Below are 25832 nucleotides of genomic sequence, written 5' to 3' on the forward strand. Positions count from 1 at the left end.
TTATATTTTAGTGCACACTACTTGGTTATTGAATTCTAAACTTACTACCGTAAAATCTTCCAAGGTCTTATCTTTATTCGCTTTGGCATAAAACGCCTTGAAATTGCCGAACTTTTCCTTTAGATTTTCAACACCCCCTAAATTCACCACAAATTGGTTCAGCCTAAATTTTAATCGGTAATCATTCTCCGCTTCGATATGAATACCTATTACGTTCTTTCGCAAAAAATCGTCCGCATTAATAAATTCCAAAATCACGTAAGCATCTTCCAGGCTTTTTCCTGTAATATTGCCCGTTATAATGGGAACCCTGGCCGAATGGTTCTTGGAAAGCGGCATGCGTTTTCCTTCATCGTCCAGATAAAATTTTGTATTCCCCTCTATGCGTCCGATTGGCTTACGTTGAACAATTCTAGACGTAAGCTTACCATCTATAGTAAGATAGACTTGGGCACTTTTCACCATTTCATTGGTCTCAAGGACCTCTTCTATAGTATTCAAAACTAATTTTTCTTTAGGCACATTTTTGAGCCTTCCGTAATTTTGTATTAACAATTTATTAACCATGCCTTCCGTGATATATAAATTCTCATCTCCAAGGAATTCCACCTTCATCTTAACGATATTTTTTTCATTGTTCCGTTGATTAGAAAATGCGTAAAGCCCCAATATCACTAACACAAGCGCAATTACCTTTAAATAGTTCCAATTAATGTGCATAGTCTAAATGTTCTTTTATTTTTTGAATTTCCAAGCCAATATCCCCTGCTCCCATAGTTACCAGAAGTTCAGGATCTTGCGCTTTTATCTCTCTTATGATTTCGTCTTTTTTGATACTTTTTTTATTGGGATTGGTCATTTTTTCCAACAACCATTCCGAAGTAATTCCATCTAAAGGTTCCTCTCTTGCCGGATATATTTCCAACAGCAAAACATTATCGAACCTTGAAAGGCTTTTAGCAAAATCATCTCCAAAATCCCGAGTTCTTGAGAACAAATGAGGCTGAAAAACGGCCAATACTTTTTTTTGGGGATGCATCTCTAAAATAGCTTCATAAACCGCATCTATTTCTTTGGGATGATGCGCATAATCGTCTATAAAAATGAGATCATCCGTTTTGATCTTATAGGAAAAGCGTCTTTGCACCCCTTTAAAGCTTTCCAAAGCTTGCGCCAGGCGATGCGGTGGGGAACCTGCATGCATCGCCATAGCAAAAGCTACCAGTCCGTTGAGCAAATTATGCCTTCCGGGCTTGTTGAACTTAACTCCCTCCAGAACAGTCTCAGGAGTTCCCAAATCAAATATGTAGGCACCTTGTTCTATTTTTATGTTTCGGATACAATAATCCGAATCGTCTTCTATTCCATAGGTAATACCTTCCAAAGGCAGCCCTTTACGAACCAACAATGTTCCTCCGGGCTTAAGCCTATCCACAAATTCCAGAAAAGATTTTTTCAATTCTTCACTATTCCCGTAAATATCCAAATGGTCGGCATCCATCGAAGTGATGCAAGCCACGTTTGGCGACAACCTAAGAAACGAACGATCAAACTCATCGGCCTCCACTACGGAATACTCGGTTCCCTCCAAAAGAAAATTGCTGTTAAAATCTTCCGATATGCCCCCAAGAAAGGCCATTAAGGGCGTACCTGTTTCTTTTAACAGATGGGCCAGAATACTGGATGTTGTGGTTTTTCCATGTGTTCCGGCCACCGCAAAGCAAAAAGAATCTTCGGTAATGAGTCCCAATACTTCCGATCTTTTTTTAATGGCAAAACCATTTTGCAGAAAATATTGATACTCGGTATGGGTATCCGGTACGGCAGGTGTATATACAACAAGTGTATCTTCTGGCCTTAAGAATTTTGTCGGTATTTTTTTTAGGTCATCTTGATAATGTACACCGATCCCATTCTCCGTAAGCTTTCGAGTAAGTGGTGTTTCCGTTTTATCATAGCCCGCTACCGATTTACCGACATACTGGAAATAACGGGCCAAAGCAGACATACCAATGCCTCCGATCCCAATAAAATAAACATTATGTATGTTGTTCAAGTTCAAAATCCAGTATTAAATTCAAGCTCAAAAAAGCTTATTCCATTGCAATTATGTATTGGTCATTTCTTGCTGCCCATTTTTAAAAGCTTTTCTATTTCATCACAAATATCCCGGGTCGCATTTGGCAATGCCAAGGTCTTTATCTTTTTTGAAAGTCTATTTTGTTCTTCTTCGGAATTCAATAAGGCGTTGAATCTCTTTTCAAAATCCGAATCCAGATCTTTTTCACGAATCAGTATTGCAGTATCTTCTTTTGCCAATGCCATTGCATTCTTCGTCTGATGGTCCTCCGCTACCAAAGGGGATGGAATAAAAATGGTCGGTTTGCCCACTAAACACAATTCCGATACCGCTCCGGCACCCGCTCTGGAAATAATAAAATCGGCAGTGGTATAGGCTTTATCCATCTGATTTAAAAAGGCATGGACTTTTACATTTTCCGAATTGTAACGGTCATAAATCCCTATATATCCCTTACCACATTGCCATAACACTTGAATTCCCGAATTTTTGAAATATTCCAATTTATCGGCCACCAAGGCATTAATTCTTCTGGCCCCTAAACTTCCCCCCAATACCAAAAGCGTTTTTATGCCTTTTTCCAATCCGAAAAAATCCAAAGCTTCATCTTTGGACACTTTTAGGGAAACCAAATCCGCCCTGACCGGATTTCCCGTTTTTACAATTTTATCTTTCGGAAAAAATTTATCCATCCCATCATAGGCTACACATATCTTAGCGACTTTATCCTTTAGCAGTTTGTTCGTAATCCCCGCATAGGAGTTTTGCTCTTGCAACAAACAGGGTATGCCTCTTCCGGAAGCCACTTTTAACAAAGGACCACTGGCAAACCCCCCTGTACCAATTACAACGTGAGGTTTTATACGAGATACTATTTTACCTGCCTTTATCAAACTACTTATCAATTTTATCGGAAACATCAGGTTTTTAAAGGTCAGTTTCCGTTGCAACCCTGTAATCCAAAGTCCTTCTATCTTATATCCAGCCTGTGGAACTTTCTCCATTTCCATTCGGTCCTTGGCCCCCACAAATAGGAACTCCGCATCCGGGTATCTTCTTTTTAGCTCATTGGCTATGGATATGGCCGGATAGATATGTCCACCCGTCCCTCCACCGGATAGTATAAAGCTATAATTGTCCACTTAATACTTCTAAAGGGTTGTTCCCATCCATTTCGGATGCACTATTGCTATCCTGAACCAAACTCTTATTACTTGCACTCAATATGATGCCGATAGCCAAACAAGTCATCCAACTGGACGTACCTCCGCTACTGATCAATGGCAAATTCTGACCCGTAACCGGAAAAAGTTCCACGGCCACCGCCATATTGATCATCGCCTGAAAAACTATGGGCAATCCTACCCCCAACACCAATAATTTGCTGAAAATTGTTCCACACCCATTGGCCACTACTACGATCCTAAAAAGCAAAAACAGATAAAAGAACATTAGGGCAAAACCACCTAAAAGTCCATATTCCTCTACGATTATCGCATAGATAAAATCTGATGAACTTTGCGGCAAAAAGTTTTTTTGCACACTTTTGCCCGCTCCCTTGCCTACTATACCGCCCGTGGCTATCGCTATTTTTGCCTTTTCTATCTGGTAATTGGCTTCCGTGTCCTCCGGGTTTGAAAAACTGTCCAGCCTGCTCATCCATGTATCTACCCGATTGGAAAACAAATCGGGGGCGGCCTTTGCCGTCAATACAAAAAGGGTCAAGCACAAAAGTCCCGTCCCTATGATCCCGAACAAATATTTTAAGGGATACCCGCCCAAAAAACAGAGTACCAGCACCATTGAAAAAATAATACCCGCTGTGGAAAAATTAGCGGGGAGAATTAAAAACACCACCAAGAACACGGGCAGCCACAACGGCAAAATGCTTTCGGTAAAAGTGACCTTAATATCCCGAACCTTAGAAAGGTATCTGGCGACATAGATCATAAGCACTACCGCCGCCAAATTAGAGGGTTGAAAACCAAAACCCACAAAAGGAATCCTGATCCATCTACTGGCATTTGTTCCGCTACTTGCCGTGCCCTGGGCCAATACGAACACCAACAACACCAGGATGATAGGCATAGCGATCAAGGAAAGGCCCTTAAAAAAGTGTGTTGGTATCTTATGGATACCGTACATGATCCCAAAACCCAAAAAGAGCAGTAGGGCATGTTTCACCAAGTGGCCCGCCGTAGTTCCATTTCCTACAACGTAGACCAAATTACTGCTGGCACTATATACCGGTAAAAATGAAAATAGGGCCAAGAGTGCCGCAATGGCCCAAATCGCCTTATCCCCTTTTATATTTTGAAATACCTTTAACACTTATAAATTCTTCACACAGTTCTTAAATTGATTCCCCCGATCCTCATAGTCTTTAAATAGGTCAAAGCTTGCACAAGCGGGCGAAAGCAATACCGTATCTCCTCGTTCCGCTATTTTATAGGCCACCTTTACGGCCTCTTCCATGGCAAAAGTCTCTACAAACAGGTCTACGACATTACCAAATACATCCTTTATTTTTGAATTGTCCGTACCAAGACATATGATCGCTTTTACTTTTTCCCGGACCAACGGCATCAGTTCTTTATATTCATTGCCCTTATCCACGCCACCAACGATCCAAACAACAGGGGTCTTCATACTTTCCAATGCATAGTACGTAGCATTTACATTGGTTGCCTTGGAGTCGTTTATATACTGGACATGGTGTATTTTCAAGACCTTCTCCAAACGGTGGGGGGCTCCCTGAAAATTGGAAATACATTGTCTGATAGTCTCTTTACGGATACCTACCAATTTGGCAATAGTGGCCGCCGCCATTGTATTTTTTAAATTGTGCTGTCCTTCCAGCGCCAAAGTATCTTTCATCATAGTAATAGTGTTCATATCTGTTCTAATCATAATTTGTTCGTTCTCGATAAATGCCCCTTCCTCAAAATTATTCTTTAAAGAAAATGGCAAAAGCGTGGATTTGATCGGAGTATCTTTCAATCTTTGAACAAGCACCTCATCATCCGAATCATAAATGAAATAATCCGAATTTTCCTGATTTTGTGCTATTCTGAATTTGGAGGTGATATAGTTGTCAAATTTGTACTCGTACCGGTCCAAGTGGTCCGGGGTTATATTTGTTATGACCGCTATATGCGGTCTAAAATTCATGATTCCGTCCAATTGAAAACTACTGATTTCCAAAACATAGTAATCATAATCGTTCTCTGCCACCATCCTAGCATAGCTATCTCCTATATTCCCCGCCATTCCTACGTTAAGACCACTTTCTTTGAGCAAATGATAGGTCAACATGGTCGTGGTGGTCTTGCCGTTACTACCGGTAATACCTATTATAGTAGCATTGGTATATCTGGAAGCAAACTCTATTTCCGATATCACGGGGATTCCCTTCTTCACCAATGCCCGAACCAACGGTACATTATCCGGTATGCCCGGACTTTTCATAACAATATCCGCCGTTAGGATTCGCTCTTCAGAATGATTTTCTTCCTCCCAATCAATTCCAAAATGTTCAAGAACGTTTTTATATTTTTCTTTGATCTTTCCCTTATCCGATACAAAAACCCCGTATCCCTTTTTTAATCCCAATATGGCGGTACCAACACCGCTCTCTCCTCCTCCCAGTATCACCAAAAGACCCATTTATCTTACTTTTAAGGTCACAATGGTTATAATGGCCAATAGTATTCCCACGATCCAAAAACGGGTTACTATTTTACTTTCATGGTATCCTTTTTTCTGATAATGGTGATGCAACGGGGCCATTCGGAAAATCCGTTTTCCTTCCCCGTATTTCTTTTTGGAATATTTGAAATAACCTACCTGCAGTATCACCGAAATAGATTCCGCAAAAAAGATTCCGCACAATATCGGGATCAACAGTTCCTTTCTAATGATTATGGCAATTACCGCTATAACCCCACCAATCGTTAAACTGCCCGTGTCTCCCATAAAAACTTGTGCCGGAAAGGCATTATACCATAAGAACCCGACCAATGCCCCGGCAAAAGCGGTAATAAACACCACCAACTCCTCTACACCGAATATGTACATTATATCCAGATAATCCGAGAAAATAATATTACCGGATACCCAGGCAAAGATTCCCAATGTAATTACTATAATTGCCGAAGTCCCGGCAGCCAGACCATCGATTCCATCTGTAAGATTGGCCCCGTTGGAAACCGCGGTAACGATCAAAATGATAACAGGTATAAATATCAACCAGCTATATGAAACCGCACCTTCTCCCATCCATGAGATAAAGCTGCTATAGTCCAACTCATTATTTTTAGAAAAAGGGACAGTCGTCTTGGTAGATTTAATATCCGCCCCACGAACCTCTGCCATGGTAATGTTTTCGGTCATGGGCGTTTGGGAATGCTCCCTCATGGTTACCTGGGGATGAAAATAAAGCGTTGCGCCCACTACAAGCCCAAGTACCACCTGGCCCAAAATTTTAAACCTTCCTTTCAGACCTTCTTTGTTCTTTTTAAAGATCTTAATATAATCGTCCACGAATCCTATAATCCCCATCCATAGCATGGTCATTATCAAAAGAATGATATAGATATTCCCTAATTTGGCGAATAGCAACACGGGAATCAGTGTGGCTATGATAATAATGAGTCCGCCCATGGTAGGGGTTCCCGCTTTTTGCTTTTGTCCTTCCAAGCCCAGATCACGTATGGTTTCCCCTATTTGCTGTTTTTGGAGAAAAAGGATGATCCTTTTACCATAAACGGTTGCTACACCCAAAGAAAAGAGAATGGCCATAGCTGCCCGAAACGTCAAAAAACCAAAAAGCGAAGCTCCCGGAAATTGATATTGTTTTTCTAAATATTCGAACAGATAGGTTAACATGTCTTATTGTTTCTTTTCTTCTATTAGGCACTCCGTAGCACATCTCCAACCCCTAATAATTATTATTGGGATTTCTAAGAGGACTACTATTTATCCAATTTTTCCAGTACTTCCTTTACCGTTTTAAAATCATCAAAATCCGTTCGTACACCATTTACTTCCTGATACGTTTCATGGCCTTTTCCCGCCACCAGAATAATATCATGAGGGTCGGCCAATTGACAGGCTGTTTTAATTGCCTGTTCCCTATTTTCTATGGACAATACTTTTTGCGAGTTCTGTGGTTCCACACCGGCTTCCATCTCTTCGATAATTACCGTAGGTGATTCCGTTCTGGGATTATCCGAGGTAAAAATGATCTTATTGCTCATTTCCGATGCGATATTACCCATTACCGGACGTTTAGATCTGTCTCTGTCGCCACCACACCCCACAACGGTGATGACGTTTTCATTTCCAGTTCTCAATGTGCCGATAGTTTCCAACACATTTTTTAAAGCGTCCGGCGTATGGGCATAATCAACTATTGCCGTAATTTTCTTTTTCGATATATAATATTGAAACCTTCCATCCACATTATCCAATTCGCTCAACAGGCGTAAAATCTCCAACTTTTCCAATCCCAACAGATCCCCCGCAGCATAAATAGCCAATATGTTATAAGCATTAAAATGACCTATTAATTTGGTCCACAGCTCATTATCATCGATCTTAAGTAACTGACCATCAAATTGGTTCTCTAACACGCGTGCCCTGTATTCCGCATAATTCCTAAGAGCATACGTGTATTTTCTGGCCCTTGTATTTTGCAGCATGACCGATCCGTTCTTATCGTCCATATTGGTCAGTGCAAAGGCTTTTTTGGGCAAATTGTCAAAGAGTATTTTTTTAGTGTCCCTATATTCCGCAAAGGTCTTATGATAATCCAGATGGTCGTGGGATAGGTTGGTGAAAATTGCTCCTTCAAACACCAATCCTTCCGTTCTTTTTTGATGGATTCCATGAGAGCTTACTTCCATAAAGCAGAATTCCACACCCGCTTCGTTCATCAATTTCAGGTATTCATTAATTGCAAGGGCATCGGGAGTAGTATGGGTTGCCTTATATTCTTCGTCATCTACCATAACCTTAATGGTGGACAGAAGCCCTACTTTATAGCCCGCTTTTTTAAATAGCCGATATAGCAAACTTGAAACCGTGGTTTTGCCATTGGTTCCGGTAATACCTACTAACTTCAAGTTTTTAGAGGGATTGCCATAAAAATTGGAAGCCATAATGGCCAATGCCTTGTTCCCGTTGTCCACTTCCACATAGGTGACACTCTCATCGTTCCCAAAATTCTCCGGGAGTTCTTCACAAATAATGGCTCTTGCACCAGATGCCACTGCCTTATCTATATATTTATGACCATCGGTCAATGTACCCTTGATCGCCACGAACGCATCGCCTTTTCGAACCTTTCTAGAGTCAAAACATACCGTGGCAATACTGCAATTAGTAGTACCACTAACGACCTTAAGGCCAACTCCGTATAATATATCCTTCAATACTTTCATGAAAGTTCCAAGACTATTTTTTCACCTTTTTTTATATCGGTTCCATGGGAAATGGACTGTGTTTTTACTTTACCGTTCCCTCGAACCTCTACCAACAATCCTAAATTTTCTAAAATGGACACGGCATCCATCCCACACATACCCTTCACATCGGGGACGGCTTTATATTCTTTTTGTGCTTTTTTAAAATATCCTTCATAGGCATCCTCCAAATCCGCAACCAAGGCCTCTTTTACATCCACCTCATCGATCAGAGGTGAATTGGCATATACTTTTTGGGCCACCGATTTAAAAACGGGACCGGAAACATCCGCCCCGTAATACCCCACGCTTTTATCCGGTTCGTGAATGACGACTATACAAGAATATTTAGGGTTGTCGGCAGGAAAATATCCGGCAAAAGATGAGATATACTTTAACTTATCCGGATCCTTGGCAACATAGTTTTTCTGACAGGTACCTGTTTTCCCCGCCATTGAAAAATTGGGGGAATACAGTCCATGACCGGTACCGTGTTTCTTTTCCACTACGTTCTTAAGCAGTTGCCGTACTTTTTTGGCCGTTTCCTTAGAGCATATGGCAGGGTTCAGTACCTTTTTATCAAACTTTTCTATGGTCTTGTCCCATTCTTTCACTTCTTTGATCAACCGGGGCTTTATGAGCTCTCCGTCATTGGCAATGGCATTATAAAATGCGAGTATCTGCAATGGCGTTAGGGCCACCTCATAGCCATAGGCCATTTGGGCCAGTGAAAGACCGGACCAGCCCTTATCACCGGGATAACGAATAACCGGCGTACCTTCTCCCTTTACCGGGAGTCCCAGTTCTTTATGAACATCCATACGCATTAGGCGATTCACATATTTTTCAGGTTCTTCTTTATAATTGTTGTGAATCATCTGTGCAAATGCCGTATTTGAAGAGACTTCAAAGGCTTTGGCCACGGATATTTTTCCATAGCCCCCTCGTTTGGAATCCTTTACCCTATGCTTATAGATTTTCCAAGATCCGTTTTTAGTATCCACAACGGTACTGGTATCTATGACCTGATCTTCCAGAGCTGCCACAAGGTTTACTAATTTAAAAGTAGATCCCGGCTCATGGGATTCACCAATGGCATAATTCAATCTTTCATAATACTTGCCTTCCCGCGTTCGCCCTAAATTGGAAATAGCCTTTACCTCTCCCGTTTTGGTCTCCATGACGATTACGGTTCCATGATCGGCCTTATAGTGTTCCAATTGCCTTAACAAGGCATGGTGGGCAATGTCCTGTATATTGATATCAATGGTGGAGTACACGTCATAACCGTCTTTTGGTTCAAGAATATTATCCGTACCAATAGGCTTCCATTGCCCCTTTGCAATTTTTTGCTTTAGTCTTTTTCCTGCCTCACCTCTCAAATAATCGCTAAAGGCACCTTCCATTCCTACTCGGGTACGGTATCCGTTTTCATCAATACGTTCATAACCGACACTGCGTTCGGCTATTTTTCCCAAGGGATGTTCCCTTTTCGTCTTTTGCTCTATGATCAAACCTCCTTTATAGGGTCCTTTATCGAACAAGGGAAACTCCTTGATCGCCATGTATTCCGAATAATCAAGGTTTCGGGCTATCAGCGCATATCTGCTCTTGTTTTCTTTCGCCTTTCTAAGAATTTGCTGATAGTGGGACGATGTCTTGCCAAACAATTTGGCCAAGGCATCGGACAATGGTTTTACGTGTTCCCTAAAATTCGCATCGCTCACCGTAACGGCATCAAAACGAATGGTGTATTTGGATACCGACGTGGCCAAAAGGCTGCCATCATCCGAATATAAATTACCCCTGTTGGGCGCTATGGTGAACATTTTGGTCGTACGGGTCTCGGCCAGGGCCTTATATTTTTCCCCGTCCATTATTTGAATGGAAACCAGTTTAAACAGTACCATGCCCGCAAACAATACAAGTACGCCTACCACAACATATAATCGGGTCAATATACTTTTGTCCGTAACAGGCATAATTAGTTGTGTTCTTTTAAGGATTTGACCTTTATTTTTTTAGGGGGGATTTCAGAAGGGTATAAACCCTTTTCCAGTACCGTACTGGTAATGGTGGATTCCAACTTTAGCTGTTGCGCATCTGAACGAACATCCACAAACTCGCTCCTTAATTCCTTAACTTCTTCGTTCAATGCGGCAATTTTGTGTACTTTTTTGTCCGCACTATGCGAGCTACCGATCATAATCGTAGCCAAAAAAGAAGCGAAAATGATAAACAGCCAATTTTTTGGCGCATCCCCACTTACCAAAAACTTACCTTTTAAAATATCCAATACTCCTTTTTTCATTTTCTTTTATTAAACTCCGATATCCTATATTTTATATTCTCTCCGCTATCCGAAGCTTTGCACTTCGTGCACGGTTATTCACCGCTATTTCTTCTTTAGATGGAACTATTAACGGCCCCACTTTTTTTAGAGGGACATTTACGTTACCATAAAAATCCTTTTCAGGTTCACCCTCAAACTGCCCGGCCCTTATAAATCGTTTTACCAATCTATCCTCCAAGGAGTGGTAACTGATCACACTCAACCTTCCCCCTTTTTGCAGCAATCCGGGAACCTGTTCCAAAAACTCCCTTATTACCGCTATCTCCTGGTTTACCTCTATACGTATCGCCTGATAAACCTGAGCCAATATTTTGTGTTTTTTATGCTCGGGAAGAAACTGGGCCAACGCTTTTTTTAAAGCCTCCGTAGTTTTGATTTCCCCCTCTTCCCTCATACCGATCAGCACCTTGGCCATGGCATTGGCATTTCTCAAATCACCATAATCGAAGAGTACTTTCCGCAAATCATCATAGGAGTAATTATTCACCACCTGATATGCCGAAAGTGCATTCCTATTACTCATCCGCATATCCAGATCAGCATCAAAACGGGTAGAAAACCCTCTTTCCGCTTTATCGAATTGATGTGAGGAAACCCCAAAATCCGCCAAGACCCCATCTACTTTCCGAATGCCATAGAACTTTAAAAATTGGGTGATGTACCTAAAATTCTCACTTATCAGAACAAACCTTTCATCTGCCAAACTATTGGCCCGTGCATCTTCATCCTGATCAAAAGCGAACAATTTTCCATTGCCCCCCAGTCTTTTCAATATTTCCTTGGAATGCCCGCCGCCGCCAAAAGTAACGTCCACATAGATTCCATTTTCATCAATCTCCAACCCATCTACCGATTCATGGAGTAGAACGGGGCTGTGGTACGGATTACTCGTCGACATCAAAAATATTTTCCGCCATGGCCTCGTATTCCGCATCGGACATAGACTCCAGTACACCTTCATACTTATCCTTGTCCCAAATTTCAATTTTGTCATGCTGGGCATTCAACACCACTTCTTTGGCCAAGCCCGCAAAATCGAACAGGTTTTTGGGGATTTGCAAACGCCCCGTATCCGCATCAATGGGCACTTCTTTTAGCCCGGCGGTGAACTTCATTAAAAACAATTCAAACTGCTTTCCACGCCCTCCTTTTTTCATTACCTTCTGCATCACCTCGTCAAACTTCACTTTAGGATGCAGCTCAAGGCATTCCTTAAAAACGGAGCGCTTGATTACAAATTCATCGTTCATATAAGGCAATAGTTTGTTCTTCAACGAAGTAGGAAGGTTTATTCTTCCTTTCGCATCTGCCTTACAATCATATTGCCCAACGATAGAGGTCACTTAAAAATCTGTTAATTACAATTAATAACTCAAATATATAGATTTTATTTGCAGATAATTCCACAAAATTCCACTTTGTTAATAAATTTTCCACTCAACAAATTCTAAAAACCCACTTTTCCATCCAAAAAACCACAATGAACGGACACTTAATTCACGGTATACCTTGTTAAACTGTTCTATGAAAATTCAAAAGTTCAAATAATTTGAAATGTCTATATTTGCTCAAAGATCAGCACCATTCTGAATGGAAGACGAAATTATTAAGGAGGGGAAATTCAGGTATATTGAAAAAGGGGAAGGCACCCCTATCATAATCTTACATGGTCTGATGGGCGGATTGAGCAATTTCCATGGCGTTACCGATCATTTTCCGGCTAAAGGATATAAAGTTTTGGTGCCGGAGTTGCCGATTTACGATATGTCCATGCTCAAGACCAATGTAAAGAACTTCGCAAAATATTTGGAACGTTTTATTGAATACAAGGGACTTAAGGACGTAATTCTTTTGGGCAATTCACTCGGTGGCCATATTGGTCTGTTACACACCAAACTATATCCGGAAATGGTGAAGGCACTGGTGATTACAGGAAGTTCGGGATTATATGAAAGTGCCATGGGGGATGGTTACCCAAAGAGAGGCGACTATGAATTTATAAAGAAAAAAGCACAGGATGTTTTTTATGATCCCGCCGTGGCGACAAAAGAAATTGTTGACGAGGTTTTTGCCACGGTAAACGATCGTATGAAATTGGTAAAAACATTGGCCATCGCCAAAAGTGCCATTAGGCATAATATGGGCAAGGACCTTCCCAATATGAATACTCCTACCTGTATCATCTGGGGCGAAAATGATACCGTAACCCCACCTAAGGTTGCCAAAGAATTCCATGAGCTTTTGCCCGATTCCGAATTGTATTGGATAAAGGAATGTGGTCATGCACCCATGATGGAGCACCCTAAAACATTCAATAAAATTTTGGACACCTGGTTGGAAAAGAGAAATTTCTAAACCCCTATTTCAATGAAAATTAAGTCGGCCGACTTTGTAATGAGCAACTCGGATGTTGCAAAATGCCCTAACGAAATCCTTCCGGAGTACGCATTTATCGGTCGATCCAACGTAGGGAAATCTTCTCTGATCAATATGCTCACTGAGCGAAAGAGCCTGGCCAAGACTTCGGGGAGGCCCGGAAAGACCCAACTCATCAATCATTTTAAAATCAATGGAAATTGGTTTTTGGTAGATTTACCCGGATACGGATACGCCAGAGTTTCCAAAAAAGATAAAAACATCTTCCAAAAATACATTGGCAACTATTTTTTACAACGCGAGCAATTGGTATGCTCGTTTGTACTTATCGATATTCGCCACGAGCCACAAAAAATAGACCTGGAGTTCATGGAGTGGCTAGGAAAGAACGGCATTCCTTTCTCCATTATTTTCACCAAAGCGGACAAGTTAAAACCTAAAGCCATAGCAAAACAGGCCAATAATTATTTGGCCACATTATTGGCGGGCATCTGGGAGGAAGTCCCTCCCCACTTTATTACCTCCTCTAGCCACAAGACAGGGCGGGAAACACTTCTACAGTATATTGATGATGTTAACAATTCTTTTTTTGAAGCCGCCGATTCCAATAAAATCAGATAATGCCGGAATCTAAGCGTTTCTGCAATAATTGAATCAGACCTTTGGCATTTTTCGTTTGATTTAGTTCTTCCGTGGACACCAAAACCTCCAAATCACTTCGTTTTGAAATAAGAATAATGGGGAAACTGAATTTGTACCCAAATTTGGATCCATAGGTATTGACAAACTCGTCTTTGTGCAAAAACTCAAGATCAAAACCATTTGAAACCAATTGCTTTCTAAATGTTTTCCAAACTTTATTTTCAAAAAAGGCACCGTGCGTTATATCACATAGACTACAGGCATACGTTTTAGGGCTTATTATTTTATGTGCTCCGTCCAAAATAAGATTGCCCAGACCGGAATCCGCATTATATACAAAAATGAGCCGTTGATTTTTTCCGTTATCCATTACACAAACATTATATATAAAGGATTGGTCTAAAGAACCCACTTATTATTACACCAAAATATCCAGATAAATATCCTGGCCTTAAAATGGAACAGTCTTAAAAATTGTTCCCACCTCAAGCCCTTCTATATGGATGAAATTATATAAACTTTTCTAAAACGGCCAAAAAATTAGCTTTGAATATCCTTATATTGGGATATGCAAAAATGAAACGATATGGCTCGCATTCATTTATTCGAGTTTGAAGATCAAAACTGGTTTCCTGATTTTTTACGAAATTATGGCACCGATTTTTTACAGTTCCTTTCCAACAAAGCCAGAATATACAAACCCATCATCCCAATAATCATAAAGGGTTTAAAAAAAAGCAAGACCAATCGGATTCTCGATCTTGGCTCTGGAGGGGGAGGTGGTCTATTATGGTTAAATCAAGAACTGATGCTGGTTATCCCCGATTTAAAAATTACGTTGACCGATTACTATCCCAATATTCCGGCATTCAAAAGAACCACCACAATAGTTAATAATTTTGAATTTATATCAGCACCTGTGGATGCCCGCAACGTTCCGATAAAATTAAAGGGGTTCCGCACCCAATTTCTATCGCTCCATCATTTTAAGCCTAATGACGCCTCCTTAATTTTACAGAACGCTGTTGATTCCAATAGTTCTATAGGCATTTTTGAGGCTCAGGAAAGAAGTGTCCCCAGTATCCTAGCCATGATTTTCTCCCCCATAAGTGTACTTCTTACGACTCCTTTTATCAAACCCTTTAAATTGGGCCGCATAGTGTTTACCTATAGTATTCCCATAGTTCCTCTTTTTGTTCTTTGGGATGGGCTGGTATCCTGTTTTCGCACCTATTCCGTAAAAGAGATGCACGAATTGATCAAGGGTTTAAAAAACAAAGAAAGTTTTGATTGGGAGGTGGGAAAAGTAAAATCCGGCCCGGGTATCGTTCTCTATTTGTTGGGCATCAAGAAAGAATAAAATCAAGAAATTTCCTTGGGAAAAATCTACGAAGTATTAAAAGTTACAGGACACGAACTTTAGGGCATTGAACCTATTTTAAAAAATAACCATCCTTTACCCCTTTAACTCCAACTTATCCGCAAAATAATCGCAGAAGTCTTTCATGGTAGCGGTCATCTTCTCATCCTGTGTAGCCTTCATAAAAGTTTCGCTCATGGCCACTAATGTCTGGTGAAAGAAAGTTTTCATTTCATCCACCGGCATATCCTTTGTCCATAAATCTATTTTTAGGGATTCCTGGTTCTTGCTATCCCAAACCGATAGCAACATGGCCTTTGCTTCCTCATTCTCTATACCCCCATCCTGAGCGGACCAAAAAAGCTTCTCGGGAACACGATTTTCATCGAGTCCCACTCGTAATGTAATTTCTGAAGTATGCAAATCCGTCATCTAATTTCTTGGTTTGTAATTCGATTTTTTAAACAATTCCTCTTCGGGCATTGCTAGCATTTGTTTTAGGCCCACCCTATTGTTCTCCATAAAGGCACGTACAATTTGCCAGCCTATATACCTCCCCAATCTTCCGGGCGACTCATTGTCCAGTTCCAATCCAAATTTGGAAAAGGGAGCGGGATCCAAAAAACGTTGGTTCAATTTGTTATCCGTACTATATAAATGTTCCTGCTCTATAAAATTGCGCCACATGGGTTCTTCATTGACCACGGCCCAATCCATTTCTTCTTGGGTGTACCCAATTTTTATAGCATCCTCGACTTTGGGCAAAAGTATGTCCTTCAAATAAAGTTCCTTTCCAAAATAGAGCATACGTGCCAAAAAAGTTCGGTCCCTTGGTCTGGGAACCACTTTTTTAGCAAAGGCACTGGCCACATCGCCCACCATATATTTACGATCTAAGCTTTTGGCAATATAACGTTGGAAACCTCCATAATATTTATGTTGGGGGCCTAGATAATTATCCAATCCGATAAGCAATAAAGTATCCGTCATGACAATACGCTGATTGTAACGAACATCATTGGTCATGGTAATTACCTTAGGTGTTTCGGCTTCGGGGAAATAATACTTGACATATTTAAAAAATAACTGTAGCCCGCCTTCCTCGTCCTCAAAACTTCTGAACGTATTCCCTACCTCCTGAAAAAGCTCTATTTGCAAGGAATCCTGCATCTTTTGTATCCATATACTATCCGGTGCCGGAAATAAATAGGGGTATTTTTTTCGCAATTGGGGCAGGTTATTTGGGGAAGCTTGGGCAAACTCCCTATCAAAACGTGAAATTTTAAGGTCTAAAGGAATTTTTTCAACCGCCGCAGTTACTTTATCGGTTTCATTACACGCAAAAAAAACAGGCAAGACCAACAATACAATAAAAATAGGCTTTCTCATATCAAGTATTTCCCGTTACATTTTATTTTTTAATTGGGACACGTTATTTTTAGGGCAAAGTTAATCGATTTAAATAAATATCTATAGTCGAATGCAAACGGATAAGGTAATAGACCATATTGTAAATTGGCTTAAAGACTATGCCATAACTGCAAAACAAAATGGTTTTGTCATCGGTGTTTCGGGCGGAATCGATTCTGCAGTCACCTCTACGCTTTGTGCCAAGACCGGTCTGGACCTGCTCTGTCTGGAAATGCCGATACATCAAGCAGAAAATCAATCCGATCGAGCATCCGCCCATATCGACTGGCTGCAGGAAAATTTTACGAACGTAAAACGACAATCCGTAAATCTCACCCCCGTCTTTGATAGTCTGGTGACAGCTTTTCCAAAGGTAGAAAACGAAGAAGAGCGCTTTATGTCCCTGGCGAATACCAGGGCCCGTTTACGAATGACGACGCTCTATTATTTTGCGGCATTAGAACGTTATCTGGTGGCCGGGACAGGCAATAAGGTCGAAGATTTTGGCGTTGGTTTTTACACCAAATACGGGGATGGCGGTGTTGATCTTAGCCCCATAGCAGATTTGTTAAAGACCGAAGTTTATGAAATTGCGAAGGCCCTCAAAATAAATGAAGAGATTATAAAGGCCGCTCCCACCGATGGACTATGGGGAGATGACCGCACGGACGAAGATCAAATTGGAGCTTCTTATCCAGAACTCGAATGGGCCATGAAAATGAACGATGAAGGCAAGACGGTCAATGATTTTGAAAATAGGGAAAAAGAGGTGTTCTCGATATTCAAACGATTTAATACGATGAACCAACATAAAATGCGTCCAATACCCATTTGTGCGATCCCTGAAATGTTAAAATTTACCATTTAACTAACAATCAAGTAGATAAATCGAAAAAAACATGTTAAATTGACACCTTTATTGAAAATAATACATCTTTGTCTTCTAAATTAGATTATTTAACCTTACTTTGCATGTAGGTCTTTATAGACATCATATAAGAACAAGGGAATCTAGAAAAAATAAACAGAATGATTAAAGTTTTAATTGCGGACAACCATCCTATTATCAGAATGGGCGTTAAATACGTTTTAGAGTCCGTCTCCGGCATTAAATTGGTGGACGATGTTTCCACAACCGAGGAGCTTTTTGAAAAACTGGAAAAAGTTACCCCCGATGTAGTAATTTTGGAAATGGACATTCCTGAAATAAATGGAATCGCCGCACTCCGAAAAATCAAAAAAGAGTATCCAGATGTAAAAGTACTTATGTATAGCGGACAATCGGAAGATGTCTATGCCTTAAGTGCCATAAGAGCTGGAGCCTATGGGTATCTTTCCAAATCCTCCGAAATAGATTATATCATATCGGCAGTAAAAAAGGTTAGCGACGGCAGCATGTTCATTACCAATGAATTGGCACAACGCTTGGCTTTTGACGAGGGTACCAAGAAACCAAGAAGATTCTTCCGAAAATTATCCACAAGGGAAGTAGAGGTATTAAAGCTTCTTGCCAGTGGAAAAAGAAACAAAGAGGTTGCCCAGGGATTGAACCTCAATGAAAAAACAGTAAGTACCTATAAGGCGCGTTTAATGAAAAAATTAAATGTGGACAATATGGTAGATTTGCTACAACAGGCAAAAGCTTTGGAGCTGTACTAAATCCTCTGCTAATTAAAAATAAAAGGCCCGTTAATCGAAAACGGGCCTTTTTTTTAAGAAAGTACCCTGTTCAATTTTTGGCTTAACAGTTTGTTCAATTGGAGGTAGTTCATAATTTCCTCCAAGGCTTCCCTATTGTCTTCCTGAACTTCCCGGGTTTGATCCTGTAAGGATTCCATCCGCTTCTTGATCAAATAACAGCGTAAGGTCAAAATGGTCTCACTTACCAATTGGGATATATTGTTTTCCTTACTTTTAGGATAGATGTCCTTTCGTTCCCAATTATGGAGTACATGGCGTTCTTCTTCCATTAGTATGGATGAAATTTCACCTACTATTTCCTGTTCCAATCCGGCCATAAAACCATTGATGGAAAAATCTTCCGTATTTGTATTCAGTGTTTCTATAAGTTTATAATATATCTCCTTGAACCTTGGTTGGGCCAATTCTATTTCGTCCTCCTGCAGGTCCAAATATATTTTTTCATATACTTTGATTTCCAGGGACTCCGGTTCCAAAATCAAGTCTCCCTCCTCATTTTCCTTCAACACCAAATCTTCAAATGCTTCCTTTTTATTTCCATAGAGCAATAATATCTCTATGATTTTTCTTTCCAACTCATATTGAATATCTACCTTTTTCGGGGCCTCTTCATTTTTAACTACATCAAAGGCTTTTTGCTCCTGCCTTAATTGTCTTTGGGCATCGGCAACGTCCTTTTTGCCTATCTGTGCCAATGTATTGAACAGAACGGCTTCGGAAATATTCATGATCTGGGCACATTCCTGTACATAAATCTCTTTTTTTATCCGGTCTGGAATCCTCGCGATACTATTGACGATATCCCTTACCGTTTCGGCCCTTTTTATGGGATCGTCCGAAGCTTCCCGCACCAAAAGTGATGCCTTAAACTGTATAAAATCCTTGGCATTCTCCTGAAGGTACAGAACAACATCCTCAAAATCATTGTTTTTGGCAAAACTATCGGGATCTTCCCCTTCCGGGAACGTACATATCTTAACGTTCATGCCCTGTTCCAAAATCATATCGATTCCTCGTAACGACGCCCTTAAACCGGCTGCATCCCCATCGAACAATACCGTAATATTCTTGGTCAACCGATTAATAAGACGAATCTGTTCCGGTGTCAATGCCGTTCCACTGGAAGAAACTACATTATGGATTCCCCTTTGATAAAACTGGATCACATCTGTATACCCCTCTACCAAGTAGCAATTATTTTCTTTTGCTATGGCCTGTTTTGCATAATATATACCATATAACACCTTACTTTTATGGTATATATCGCTCTCGGGGGAGTTAAGGTATTTGGCGGCCTTTTTATCGTTCGTCAGAATCCTACCACCAAAACCAAGTATGCGACCACTTAACGAATGAATGGGAAACATGACCCTTCCCTTAAATCGGTCAAATTTTCTGGAACCGGTAGGATTGGCAGTATCTTCCTTTACAATAGTAAGTCCCGTTTTTTCCAAATATTCCAGCTGATAACCACTTTCCAGAGCGGCCTTTGTAAAACCGTCCCATTGATCAAGACAATATCCTAATCCAAATTTCTTTATGGTTTCTTCCGTAAAGCTCCTTTCCTTAAAATAGCTTAAGCCTATGGCCTTTCCCAACTCGGACTCCCAAAGGATATTCTTAAAATAATTACCGGCATATTCAGAAACCAGATACATACTTTCACGCTCATTGGCCTGCTCCTTTTGTTCTTGAGACTGTTCCGTTTCCTCTACTTCTATATTGTACTTTTTGGCCAAGTACTTTATGGCCTCGGGGTAGGTAAAATGTTCATGCTCCATTAGAAAAGCCACTACATTGCCTCCTTTACCACTACTAAAATCCTTCCAAATCTGCTTTACGGGAGAAACCATAAAACTTGGGGTCCGTTCATCACTAAAGGGGCTTAATCCCTTAAAATTGGAACCGGATTTCTTCAATTGGACAAAATCCCCGATAACCTCTTCCAAACGGGCGGTCTCATATACTTGGTCTATGGTGGATCTTGAAATCAATCTCTAAATAATTTTAGAATCTATAATGGATAAATATAAGGCAAATATGAAACCTTTTTAAAGGGAAACGACTCATTTTCACAGAACCCCAACATCAAATATAAAAGTCTTTTTTTGAATAAAAAGGTGTATAAAAAATCAAAATTCATCTTCCGAATACTTTATACGATATGTTAATATTTATTCTAAAAATATAACTTTTATATTTTTCCACGTCCTTGCTTCATTTTAAAAATGCATTAATTTTCTGCTGATTATCAATTATTTACAATAAAATAAATTAAAATATCACATAAATATTTTTTCGTGATACTCTTTTTTCCACTGTAAGCACCCAGGATCATTTCCGTTCAAACCGTTGTAAAAAATTATCACGCTATAAGATCTGGCCAGGTTAATTAGTGACATATTTCAAAATAAAAATTTGGAAACAACAACACTATAATCTATTAAATTAAAAAACAATTGCTATGAAACTTAAAAATATTATCGTTAAAAATCCAAAGCTATATTTATCTGCCCTCATGGTCTTTGGCTTATTCTTTATTTCCTGTTCCGATGATGATTTTGTTGGAACCCCAATAGAAGAGCCAGAAGAGGAGGAAGAAGGTTTTGTGGGTGCCGTTTATGCCATGACCAATGGTGAAGGGCAAATAGCCGGCTCCAATGTGCAGGGTCCCAATACCATAATAGCCTATGGTAGAAATTCGGACGGTTCTTTGACCCCGATCGGGCCAAATCCAACAGGGGGCAATGGTGGCGATTATGATGGTGGGGAAGGATTAGACCCGTTAATTTCTGCCTATGCGCTTACCAAAACGGATGACAACAAAAACCTGTTAGCGGTAAATGCGGGCAGTAATACCATAACGTCCTTTAACATTCAAGACGATTTCTCATTGGAAATTGCGGGTGAATCACAGCCAACGGGAGCCATTGGTCCCAATAGTATTGCATTTAGTGCCCGAGAAGCCAATGGTATTAGAGGCTTGATATATGTCTCCAACATTACACGTTCTGAATTCCTTGCCCAAGGTGAACCGGCCCAACAGGGAACGGTTACCGGCTTTTGGCTTTTGGAAGATGGCACCTTATCCCCCATTGCCGGGTCAACAAGAAACCTGGCCAACAGACCGTCTGCGGTACAAATTTCACCTGATGGACAATGGTTGGTAGTAGCCTCTATAAACTCAGGTGCAGCTGCATTGGCTTCGGGCAGCGAAGATGAGCTCGTAGTCTATAATATAGGTTCGGATGGTTTATTGAGCGATACGCCATGGGGAACGGGAACATCCACCCTTAGAGGAAATACGGAGGGCAGAAACTTACCATCGGCCATTGGCTTTCAAATTGTAGGGGACAACTATGTAGTGGTAACCGAAGCAAGGGAGTTTCAACCAGACGGTACACCTCCTGCATTTCCCGCCCTACAGGATGGTTCCGTGTCTACCTGGCAAATACAGAGCGATGGTAGTTTAAGCGCAATTACGTTGGACGTACGATCCGGTGAAGGTAATACGGGTAGAACAGCATGCTGGTTGGATTTTACGGCCGATGGAAATACTTTTTTTGTATCAAATGCCATAGAAGCAGGGTTGGCATCATTTAGTTTTGATAATGGAGTGGTAGCACTTATTGATCAGACCGCAGCTTCCGGTACCGGTACCGGAGGAGCGGACAACGGTCCCGATGCCTTTGCCAGAACAGAAGGATGGATCGATATGTGGATTACCGATGACGGTGCTTATCTCTACCAATTATTCGGGCTGGACGGAACCATAGGCATATACCGGATCGATGGTCAATCCCTTGAAGAAATCGGAAGGGAATCAGGAAACCTTCCCGATACCAATACACAAGGTATCGTAGCCATATAAAGGTTTGGTTCTGATTTTATTTGTTTTTAGGCCGAAGGGAAGAGTTTTCCTTCGGCTTTTTCAGTTAACTAAACTGTTTTATAGATCCAAATCAAAGCGTAATCCCAAGACGATGCATATTGGATTACGCCCCACATGAGGTTATTTTTTTCGATCTACCACATAGTTGACCATCAGTTCCAGGGCGTTTCTGTAGTCTGACTCCGGATAGGTATGTAAAAGTTGTAATGCCCTGTCCTTAAAGGATAACATTTTGTCCACCGCATAATCCAGTCCGCCTTTTTCCTTGACAAAAGCAATGACTTCTTTTACCCTTTTTTTATCCTTGTTATGATTTTTGATGGAGTTTATAACCCAACTTTTTTCTTTTTTAGAGCAATGATTTAGCGCATAGATCAAAGGAAGCGTCATTTTTTGCTCTTTGATGTCTATTCCGGTAGGTTTTCCAATCTTTTCGGCACCATAATCAAAAAGGTCGTCTTTGATCTGAAATGCCATTCCGCATAGTTCCCCGAACTTTCTAAACGTTTCCACATCTGTACTTTCCGGTTTTACGGAACATGCGCCCAAACTGCAACAGGCGGCTATTAGGGTTGCCGTTTTTTGACGGATAATATCATAATAGACTTCCTCGGTGATATCCAGCCTTCTCGCTTTTTCAATTTGTAACAATTCGCCTTCGCTCATTTCGCGAACGGCTACCGAGATAATCCGCAACAGATCAAAATCACCATGATCTATGGAAAGTAACAGCCCCTTAGACAATAAATAATCCCCGACCAATACGGCAATCTTATTCTTCCACAGGGCATTAATGGAAAAGAACCCCCTCCTTTTATAACTTTCATCCACCACATCATCATGTACCAATGTGGCCGTATGTATCAATTCTATGACAGATGCCCCACGATAGGTACGTTCATTGACCGTACCGTCATTCAAAAGTTTTGCCGTGAGAAAAACGAACATAGGCCGCATCTGCTTCCCTTTTCGGTTTACAATGTAATGGGTAATGCGATTGAGGAGTGCCACCTTGGAGGACATGGATTCCCGAAATTTATCCTCGAAAAGTTCCATTTCCCGATTTACGGGTTCTTTTATTTGCGCTACTATTTTCAGGTGATCTAACTTAAAAACCCAAAATTAGGGAAAAGGAAATTAGTAAGCGGGGTTCAATTGGTAGTATTCAACAGTAAAATCTCAATAAAATGAATTTGTCCCGATAGGTCACGTCTTAAACATCAAGAGATGTCCGAACCGGTTTAATCTTAATTTTACGACTTATTTGCCAATTGTCCACAGGCCGCATCAATATCCTTACCCCTGGAACGTCTTACGGTAACGGTTATATTGTTCGCTTCCAACGATCGTTGATACTTTTCTATGGCGGTATTGGAAGCTTGTTGAAATTCCCCATCGTCAATAGGGTTATATTCAATGATATTTATCTTTGCCGGTGCAAACCTGCAAAACCGGATCAGTGCGTCTATATCTTTTTGGGTGTCATTGATTCCCTCCCAAACCACATATTCATAGGTTATCCTGCTTTTGGTCTTTTGATACCAGTATTGCAACGATTCCCGTAGGTCCACTAATGTAAAAGTTGCATTAAAAGGCATTATGGACGTGCGGGTCTGCTCGATTGCGGAGTGCAGGGAAACGGCAAGTTTAAACTTTACCCCGTCATCCGCCATTTTCCGAATCATTTTAGGAACTCCGGATGTTGATACCGTAATTCGTTTGGGGGACATTCCCAAACCGTCCGGTGAAGTAATCTTATCGATCGCTTTTAGCACATTATTATAGTTCATTAGAGGTTCTCCCATACCCATAAAAACAATATTGCTCAAAGGTCTATCAAAATATAGTCGACTCTCATTATCTATGGCCACTACCTGATCGTAAATCTCATCGGGATTCAGATTTCGCATTCGTTTTAACCGGGCCGTAGCACAGAATTTACAGTCCAAACTGCAACCTACCTGACTGGAAACACAGGCCGTAGTCCTTGTTTGGGTGGGGATAAGAACAGATTCCACGATCAGGTCATCATGTAACCGTACTGCATTTTTAATGGTACCGTCCGCACTACGCTGCATTTGATCCACTTTAATATGGTTGATGACAAAGTTTTTCTGCAACATCTCCCTTGTTTCCCGGGAAAGGTTGGTCATCCCTTCAAAAGAATGGGCAGACTTTTGCCAGAGCCATTCGTACACTTGATTTCCCCGAAAAGCCTTATCTCCATTGGAAACAAAAAAGTCACGAAGCTGCTCCCGCGTCAATGCCCGAATATCCTTTTTTTTAATCTGTCCCATTTTCTTAAAGATAGGTTTTATATATAAAATCCCGCTTTTCCAATACGTGATAAAGCGGGATTATAATTTAATTGTAAAGATTTTGTATCCGAAGCAATGGTCTTTCGACCGTACTCAAGGTACAAACTTTTATATGATCAGCATAGCATCACCGTAGGAATAGAACTTGTAACTTTCCAAAATAGCTTCTTTATAAGATCTTTTCATCAAATCATGGCCTACAAATGCAGAAACCATCATCAATAATGTAGATTTTGGCAAATGAAAGTTGGTCACCATACAATTGGCAATACTAAAATCATATGGAGGAAAAATGAACTTATTGGTCCATCCTTCAAAAGTATTCAACTGATGGTTTGAGGACACAGCACTTTCCAAACCTCTCATAACCGTCGTTCCCACGGCACAAATACGCTTCTTGTTCAACTTGGCATTGTTAACGATTTCCGTTGCCCTTTCATCTATATACAATTCCTCACTGTCCATTTTATGTTTGGACAGATCCTCTACCTCAACCGGATTAAAGGTTCCAAGGCCCACATGCAACGTAAGTTCGGCAAAATCCAATCCTTTTATCTCCAGACGTTTCAAAAGATGTTTTGAAAAATGCAGCCCGGCAGTAGGAGCCGCAACAGCACCTTCGTGCTTGGCATAAATGGTCTGATAACGACTTTCGTCTTCAGGCTCTACACCCCGTTTAATGTACTTTGGAAGAGGTGTTTCTCCCAATTCCTTCAATTTTCTCCTGAAATCCAGATAGGCTCCATCGTATAAAAAACGTAATGTCCTGCCCCTGGAAGTCGTATTATCTATAACCTCGGCTACCAGCGTTTCATCATCGCCAAAATAAAGTTTGTTACCAATGCGGATTTTACGGGCCGGATCTACCAAAACGTCCCACAGGCGTTGTTCTTCGTTCAATTCCCGTAATAAAAAAACCTCGATCCTCGCTCCGGTCTTCTCTTTATTACCGTATAACCTTGCCGGAAAGACCTTGGTATTGTTCAATACCATTACATCTCCCTCATCAAAATAATCGATCATATCCTTGAACATCTTATGTTCGATCTTACCGGTTTCCCTGTGGATAACCATTAGTTTGGATTCGTCCCTGTTTTCGGAAGGATATTCGGCCAGTAATTCTTTTGGAAGTTCAAAATTGAAGTGAGATAATTTCATATATATCTTTTAAAGGTCATCTGTAATTCGCATAAAAAAATTCATGTAAGATCGAATTATTTTGTACGCTCATTTAAT

24 protein-coding genes are annotated in these 25832 nt (G+C 40.7%); 6 read left to right on the forward strand and 18 right to left on the reverse strand.

Features of this window, described 5'->3' with window-relative positions; genetic code table 11:
* From ACKWB9_RS10250 to ACKWB9_RS10300, 11 genes are all read right to left on the reverse strand, one after another.
* A complete protein-coding gene (locus ACKWB9_RS10250; protein ID WP_414002916.1) occupies window positions 1–720 on the reverse strand; it encodes a cell division protein FtsQ/DivIB in 720 nt (239 codons plus the stop codon).
* Window positions 710–2062, reverse strand: coding sequence for a UDP-N-acetylmuramate--L-alanine ligase (gene murC, locus ACKWB9_RS10255; RefSeq protein ID WP_414002917.1), 1353 nt, complete (start codon window positions 2060–2062; stop codon window positions 710–712). Before murC ends, ACKWB9_RS10250 begins: the two co-directional genes overlap by 11 nt.
* A 56-nt stretch (window positions 2063–2118) precedes the next feature.
* The gene (gene murG, locus ACKWB9_RS10260) at window positions 2119–3222 is read right to left on the reverse strand and encodes an undecaprenyldiphospho-muramoylpentapeptide beta-N-acetylglucosaminyltransferase (protein WP_414002918.1); all 1104 of its coding nucleotides are present in this window, start codon (window positions 3220–3222) and stop codon (window positions 2119–2121) included.
* Window positions 3209–4411, reverse strand: coding sequence for an FtsW/RodA/SpoVE family cell cycle protein (locus ACKWB9_RS10265; protein WP_414002919.1), 1203 nt, complete (start codon window positions 4409–4411; stop codon window positions 3209–3211). Before ACKWB9_RS10265 ends, murG begins: the two co-directional genes overlap by 14 nt.
* Window positions 4412–5746 carry a UDP-N-acetylmuramoyl-L-alanine--D-glutamate ligase gene (murD, locus tag ACKWB9_RS10270; RefSeq protein WP_414002920.1) on the reverse strand — a complete coding sequence of 445 codons (1335 nt, stop codon included), beginning with the start codon at window positions 5744–5746 and terminating at the stop codon, window positions 4412–4414.
* Complete coding sequence (gene mraY / locus ACKWB9_RS10275) at window positions 5747–6967, reverse strand: phospho-N-acetylmuramoyl-pentapeptide-transferase (protein ID WP_414002921.1); 1221 nt, start codon at window positions 6965–6967, stop codon at window positions 5747–5749.
* 86 nt (window positions 6968–7053) lie between these two features.
* Entirely contained in the window at window positions 7054–8523 is a 1470-nt protein-coding gene (locus tag ACKWB9_RS10280; RefSeq protein ID WP_414002922.1) for a UDP-N-acetylmuramoyl-L-alanyl-D-glutamate--2,6-diaminopimelate ligase, read from the reverse strand.
* The gene (locus ACKWB9_RS10285; RefSeq protein ID WP_414002923.1) at window positions 8520–10526 is read right to left on the reverse strand and encodes a penicillin-binding protein; all 2007 of its coding nucleotides are present in this window, start codon (window positions 10524–10526) and stop codon (window positions 8520–8522) included. The genes ACKWB9_RS10280 and ACKWB9_RS10285 overlap by 4 nt, the downstream gene beginning before the upstream one ends.
* A gap of 2 nt (window positions 10527–10528) precedes the next feature.
* On the reverse strand, window positions 10529–10855 hold the full coding sequence (locus ACKWB9_RS10290) for an FtsL-like putative cell division protein (RefSeq protein ID WP_414002924.1): 327 nt from the start codon (window positions 10853–10855) through the stop codon (window positions 10529–10531).
* 31 nt (window positions 10856–10886) lie between these two features.
* Window positions 10887–11795: a 16S rRNA (cytosine(1402)-N(4))-methyltransferase RsmH gene (gene rsmH, locus ACKWB9_RS10295; protein ID WP_414002925.1), complete on the reverse strand. Its 909-nt coding sequence runs from the start codon at window positions 11793–11795 to the stop codon at window positions 10887–10889.
* A complete protein-coding gene (locus tag ACKWB9_RS10300) occupies window positions 11782–12240 on the reverse strand; it encodes a division/cell wall cluster transcriptional repressor MraZ (protein WP_414002926.1) in 459 nt (152 codons plus the stop codon). Before ACKWB9_RS10300 ends, rsmH begins: the two co-directional genes overlap by 14 nt.
* 247 nt (window positions 12241–12487) lie before the next feature.
* Between ACKWB9_RS10300 and ACKWB9_RS10305 the strand changes: the two genes are divergently transcribed.
* Complete coding sequence (locus tag ACKWB9_RS10305) at window positions 12488–13252, forward strand: alpha/beta fold hydrolase (protein ID WP_414002927.1); 765 nt, start codon at window positions 12488–12490, stop codon at window positions 13250–13252.
* Window positions 13253–13264: 12 nt separating this feature from the next.
* The gene (gene yihA, locus ACKWB9_RS10310) at window positions 13265–13894 is read left to right on the forward strand and encodes a ribosome biogenesis GTP-binding protein YihA/YsxC (protein ID WP_414002928.1); all 630 of its coding nucleotides are present in this window, start codon (window positions 13265–13267) and stop codon (window positions 13892–13894) included.
* Here yihA and ACKWB9_RS10315 read toward each other — a convergent pair.
* Window positions 13887–14285, reverse strand: a complete 399-nt coding sequence (locus ACKWB9_RS10315) for a GTPase (protein ID WP_414002929.1) — start codon at window positions 14283–14285, stop codon at window positions 13887–13889. The two genes, yihA and ACKWB9_RS10315, sit on opposite strands and share 8 nt — an antisense overlap.
* A 216-nt stretch (window positions 14286–14501) precedes the next feature.
* Between ACKWB9_RS10315 and ACKWB9_RS10320 the strand changes: the two genes are divergently transcribed.
* Window positions 14502–15275, forward strand: a complete 774-nt coding sequence (locus ACKWB9_RS10320; RefSeq protein ID WP_414002930.1) for a hypothetical protein — start codon at window positions 14502–14504, stop codon at window positions 15273–15275.
* A 96-nt stretch (window positions 15276–15371) separates the two neighbouring features.
* Here the strand turns inward: ACKWB9_RS10320 and gldC are convergent, their stop codons facing one another.
* Together gldC and gldB are read right to left on the reverse strand one after the other, a co-directional pair.
* Window positions 15372–15707: a gliding motility protein GldC gene (gene gldC / locus ACKWB9_RS10325; RefSeq protein ID WP_414002931.1), complete on the reverse strand. Its 336-nt coding sequence runs from the start codon at window positions 15705–15707 to the stop codon at window positions 15372–15374.
* Window positions 15708–16664: a gliding motility lipoprotein GldB gene (gldB, locus tag ACKWB9_RS10330; RefSeq protein ID WP_414002932.1), complete on the reverse strand. Its 957-nt coding sequence runs from the start codon at window positions 16662–16664 to the stop codon at window positions 15708–15710. It lies immediately after the preceding gene.
* Window positions 16665–16755: 91 nt separating this feature from the next.
* Between gldB and nadE the strand changes: the two genes are divergently transcribed.
* Both nadE and ACKWB9_RS10340 read left to right on the forward strand, forming a co-directional pair.
* Entirely contained in the window at window positions 16756–17553 is a 798-nt protein-coding gene (gene nadE / locus ACKWB9_RS10335; RefSeq protein ID WP_414002933.1) for an NAD(+) synthase, read from the forward strand.
* Window positions 17554–17714: 161 nt separating this feature from the next.
* The gene (locus ACKWB9_RS10340; RefSeq protein ID WP_414002934.1) at window positions 17715–18344 is read left to right on the forward strand and encodes a response regulator; all 630 of its coding nucleotides are present in this window, start codon (window positions 17715–17717) and stop codon (window positions 18342–18344) included.
* 53 nt (window positions 18345–18397) lie between these two features.
* Here the strand turns inward: ACKWB9_RS10340 and dnaG are convergent, their stop codons facing one another.
* Window positions 18398–20380, reverse strand: a complete 1983-nt coding sequence (dnaG, locus tag ACKWB9_RS10345) for a DNA primase (protein ID WP_414002935.1) — start codon at window positions 20378–20380, stop codon at window positions 18398–18400.
* Window positions 20381–20850: 470 nt separating this feature from the next.
* Here dnaG and ACKWB9_RS10350 point away from each other — a divergent pair, with 470 nt between their 5' ends.
* The gene (locus tag ACKWB9_RS10350; RefSeq protein ID WP_414002936.1) at window positions 20851–22257 is read left to right on the forward strand and encodes a beta-propeller fold lactonase family protein; all 1407 of its coding nucleotides are present in this window, start codon (window positions 20851–20853) and stop codon (window positions 22255–22257) included.
* A gap of 141 nt (window positions 22258–22398) precedes the next feature.
* On the opposite strand, the gene ACKWB9_RS10355 is transcribed toward ACKWB9_RS10350, so the two are convergent.
* From ACKWB9_RS10355 to queA, 3 genes are all read right to left on the reverse strand, one after another.
* Window positions 22399–23376: a polyprenyl synthetase family protein gene (locus tag ACKWB9_RS10355; protein ID WP_414003018.1), complete on the reverse strand. Its 978-nt coding sequence runs from the start codon at window positions 23374–23376 to the stop codon at window positions 22399–22401.
* A 155-nt stretch (window positions 23377–23531) separates the two neighbouring features.
* The gene (gene rlmN / locus ACKWB9_RS10360; protein ID WP_414002937.1) at window positions 23532–24575 is read right to left on the reverse strand and encodes a dual-specificity RNA methyltransferase RlmN; all 1044 of its coding nucleotides are present in this window, start codon (window positions 24573–24575) and stop codon (window positions 23532–23534) included.
* A 129-nt stretch (window positions 24576–24704) separates the two neighbouring features.
* On the reverse strand, window positions 24705–25754 hold the full coding sequence (queA, locus tag ACKWB9_RS10365) for a tRNA preQ1(34) S-adenosylmethionine ribosyltransferase-isomerase QueA (protein WP_414002938.1): 1050 nt from the start codon (window positions 25752–25754) through the stop codon (window positions 24705–24707).
* Window positions 25755–25832: the final 78 nt, after the last annotated feature.

The sequence above is a fragment of the Maribacter spongiae genome (assembly GCF_047345125.1).
Classification (GTDB): Bacteria; Bacteroidota; Bacteroidia; order Flavobacteriales; family Flavobacteriaceae; genus Maribacter.

Excerpts from the sequence above, each read along its gene's own strand:
- ACKWB9_RS10285 (WP_414002923.1), bottom strand. The coding sequence starts at position 10,526 with ATGCCTGTTACGGACAAAAGTATATTGACCCGATTATATGTTGTGGTA.
- ACKWB9_RS10290 (WP_414002924.1), bottom strand. The coding sequence starts at position 10,855 with ATGAAAAAAGGAGTATTGGATATTTTAAAAGGTAAGTTTTTGGTAAGT.
- ACKWB9_RS10280 (WP_414002922.1), bottom strand. The coding sequence starts at position 8,523 with ATGAAAGTATTGAAGGATATATTATACGGAGTTGGCCTTAAGGTCGTT.
- rlmN (WP_414002937.1), bottom strand. The coding sequence starts at position 24,575 with ATGGGACAGATTAAAAAAAAGGATATTCGGGCATTGACGCGGGAGCAG.
- yihA (WP_414002928.1), top strand. The coding sequence starts at position 13,265 with ATGAAAATTAAGTCGGCCGACTTTGTAATGAGCAACTCGGATGTTGCA.
- nadE (WP_414002933.1), top strand. The coding sequence starts at position 16,756 with ATGCAAACGGATAAGGTAATAGACCATATTGTAAATTGGCTTAAAGAC.
- rsmH (WP_414002925.1), bottom strand. The coding sequence starts at position 11,795 with ATGTCGACGAGTAATCCGTACCACAGCCCCGTTCTACTCCATGAATCG.
- mraY (WP_414002921.1), bottom strand. The coding sequence starts at position 6,967 with ATGTTAACCTATCTGTTCGAATATTTAGAAAAACAATATCAATTTCCG.
- ACKWB9_RS10305 (WP_414002927.1), top strand. The coding sequence starts at position 12,488 with ATGGAAGACGAAATTATTAAGGAGGGGAAATTCAGGTATATTGAAAAA.
- gldB (WP_414002932.1), bottom strand. The coding sequence starts at position 16,664 with ATGAGAAAGCCTATTTTTATTGTATTGTTGGTCTTGCCTGTTTTTTTT.
- ACKWB9_RS10350 (WP_414002936.1), top strand. The coding sequence starts at position 20,851 with ATGAAACTTAAAAATATTATCGTTAAAAATCCAAAGCTATATTTATCT.
- gldC (WP_414002931.1), bottom strand. The coding sequence starts at position 15,707 with ATGACGGATTTGCATACTTCAGAAATTACATTACGAGTGGGACTCGAT.
- murD (WP_414002920.1), bottom strand. The coding sequence starts at position 5,746 with ATGGGTCTTTTGGTGATACTGGGAGGAGGAGAGAGCGGTGTTGGTACC.
- ACKWB9_RS10320 (WP_414002930.1), top strand. The coding sequence starts at position 14,502 with ATGGCTCGCATTCATTTATTCGAGTTTGAAGATCAAAACTGGTTTCCT.
- ACKWB9_RS10315 (WP_414002929.1), bottom strand. The coding sequence starts at position 14,285 with ATGGATAACGGAAAAAATCAACGGCTCATTTTTGTATATAATGCGGAT.
- queA (WP_414002938.1), bottom strand. The coding sequence starts at position 25,754 with ATGAAATTATCTCACTTCAATTTTGAACTTCCAAAAGAATTACTGGCC.
- ACKWB9_RS10340 (WP_414002934.1), top strand. The coding sequence starts at position 17,715 with ATGATTAAAGTTTTAATTGCGGACAACCATCCTATTATCAGAATGGGC.
- ACKWB9_RS10250 (WP_414002916.1), bottom strand. The coding sequence starts at position 720 with ATGCACATTAATTGGAACTATTTAAAGGTAATTGCGCTTGTGTTAGTG.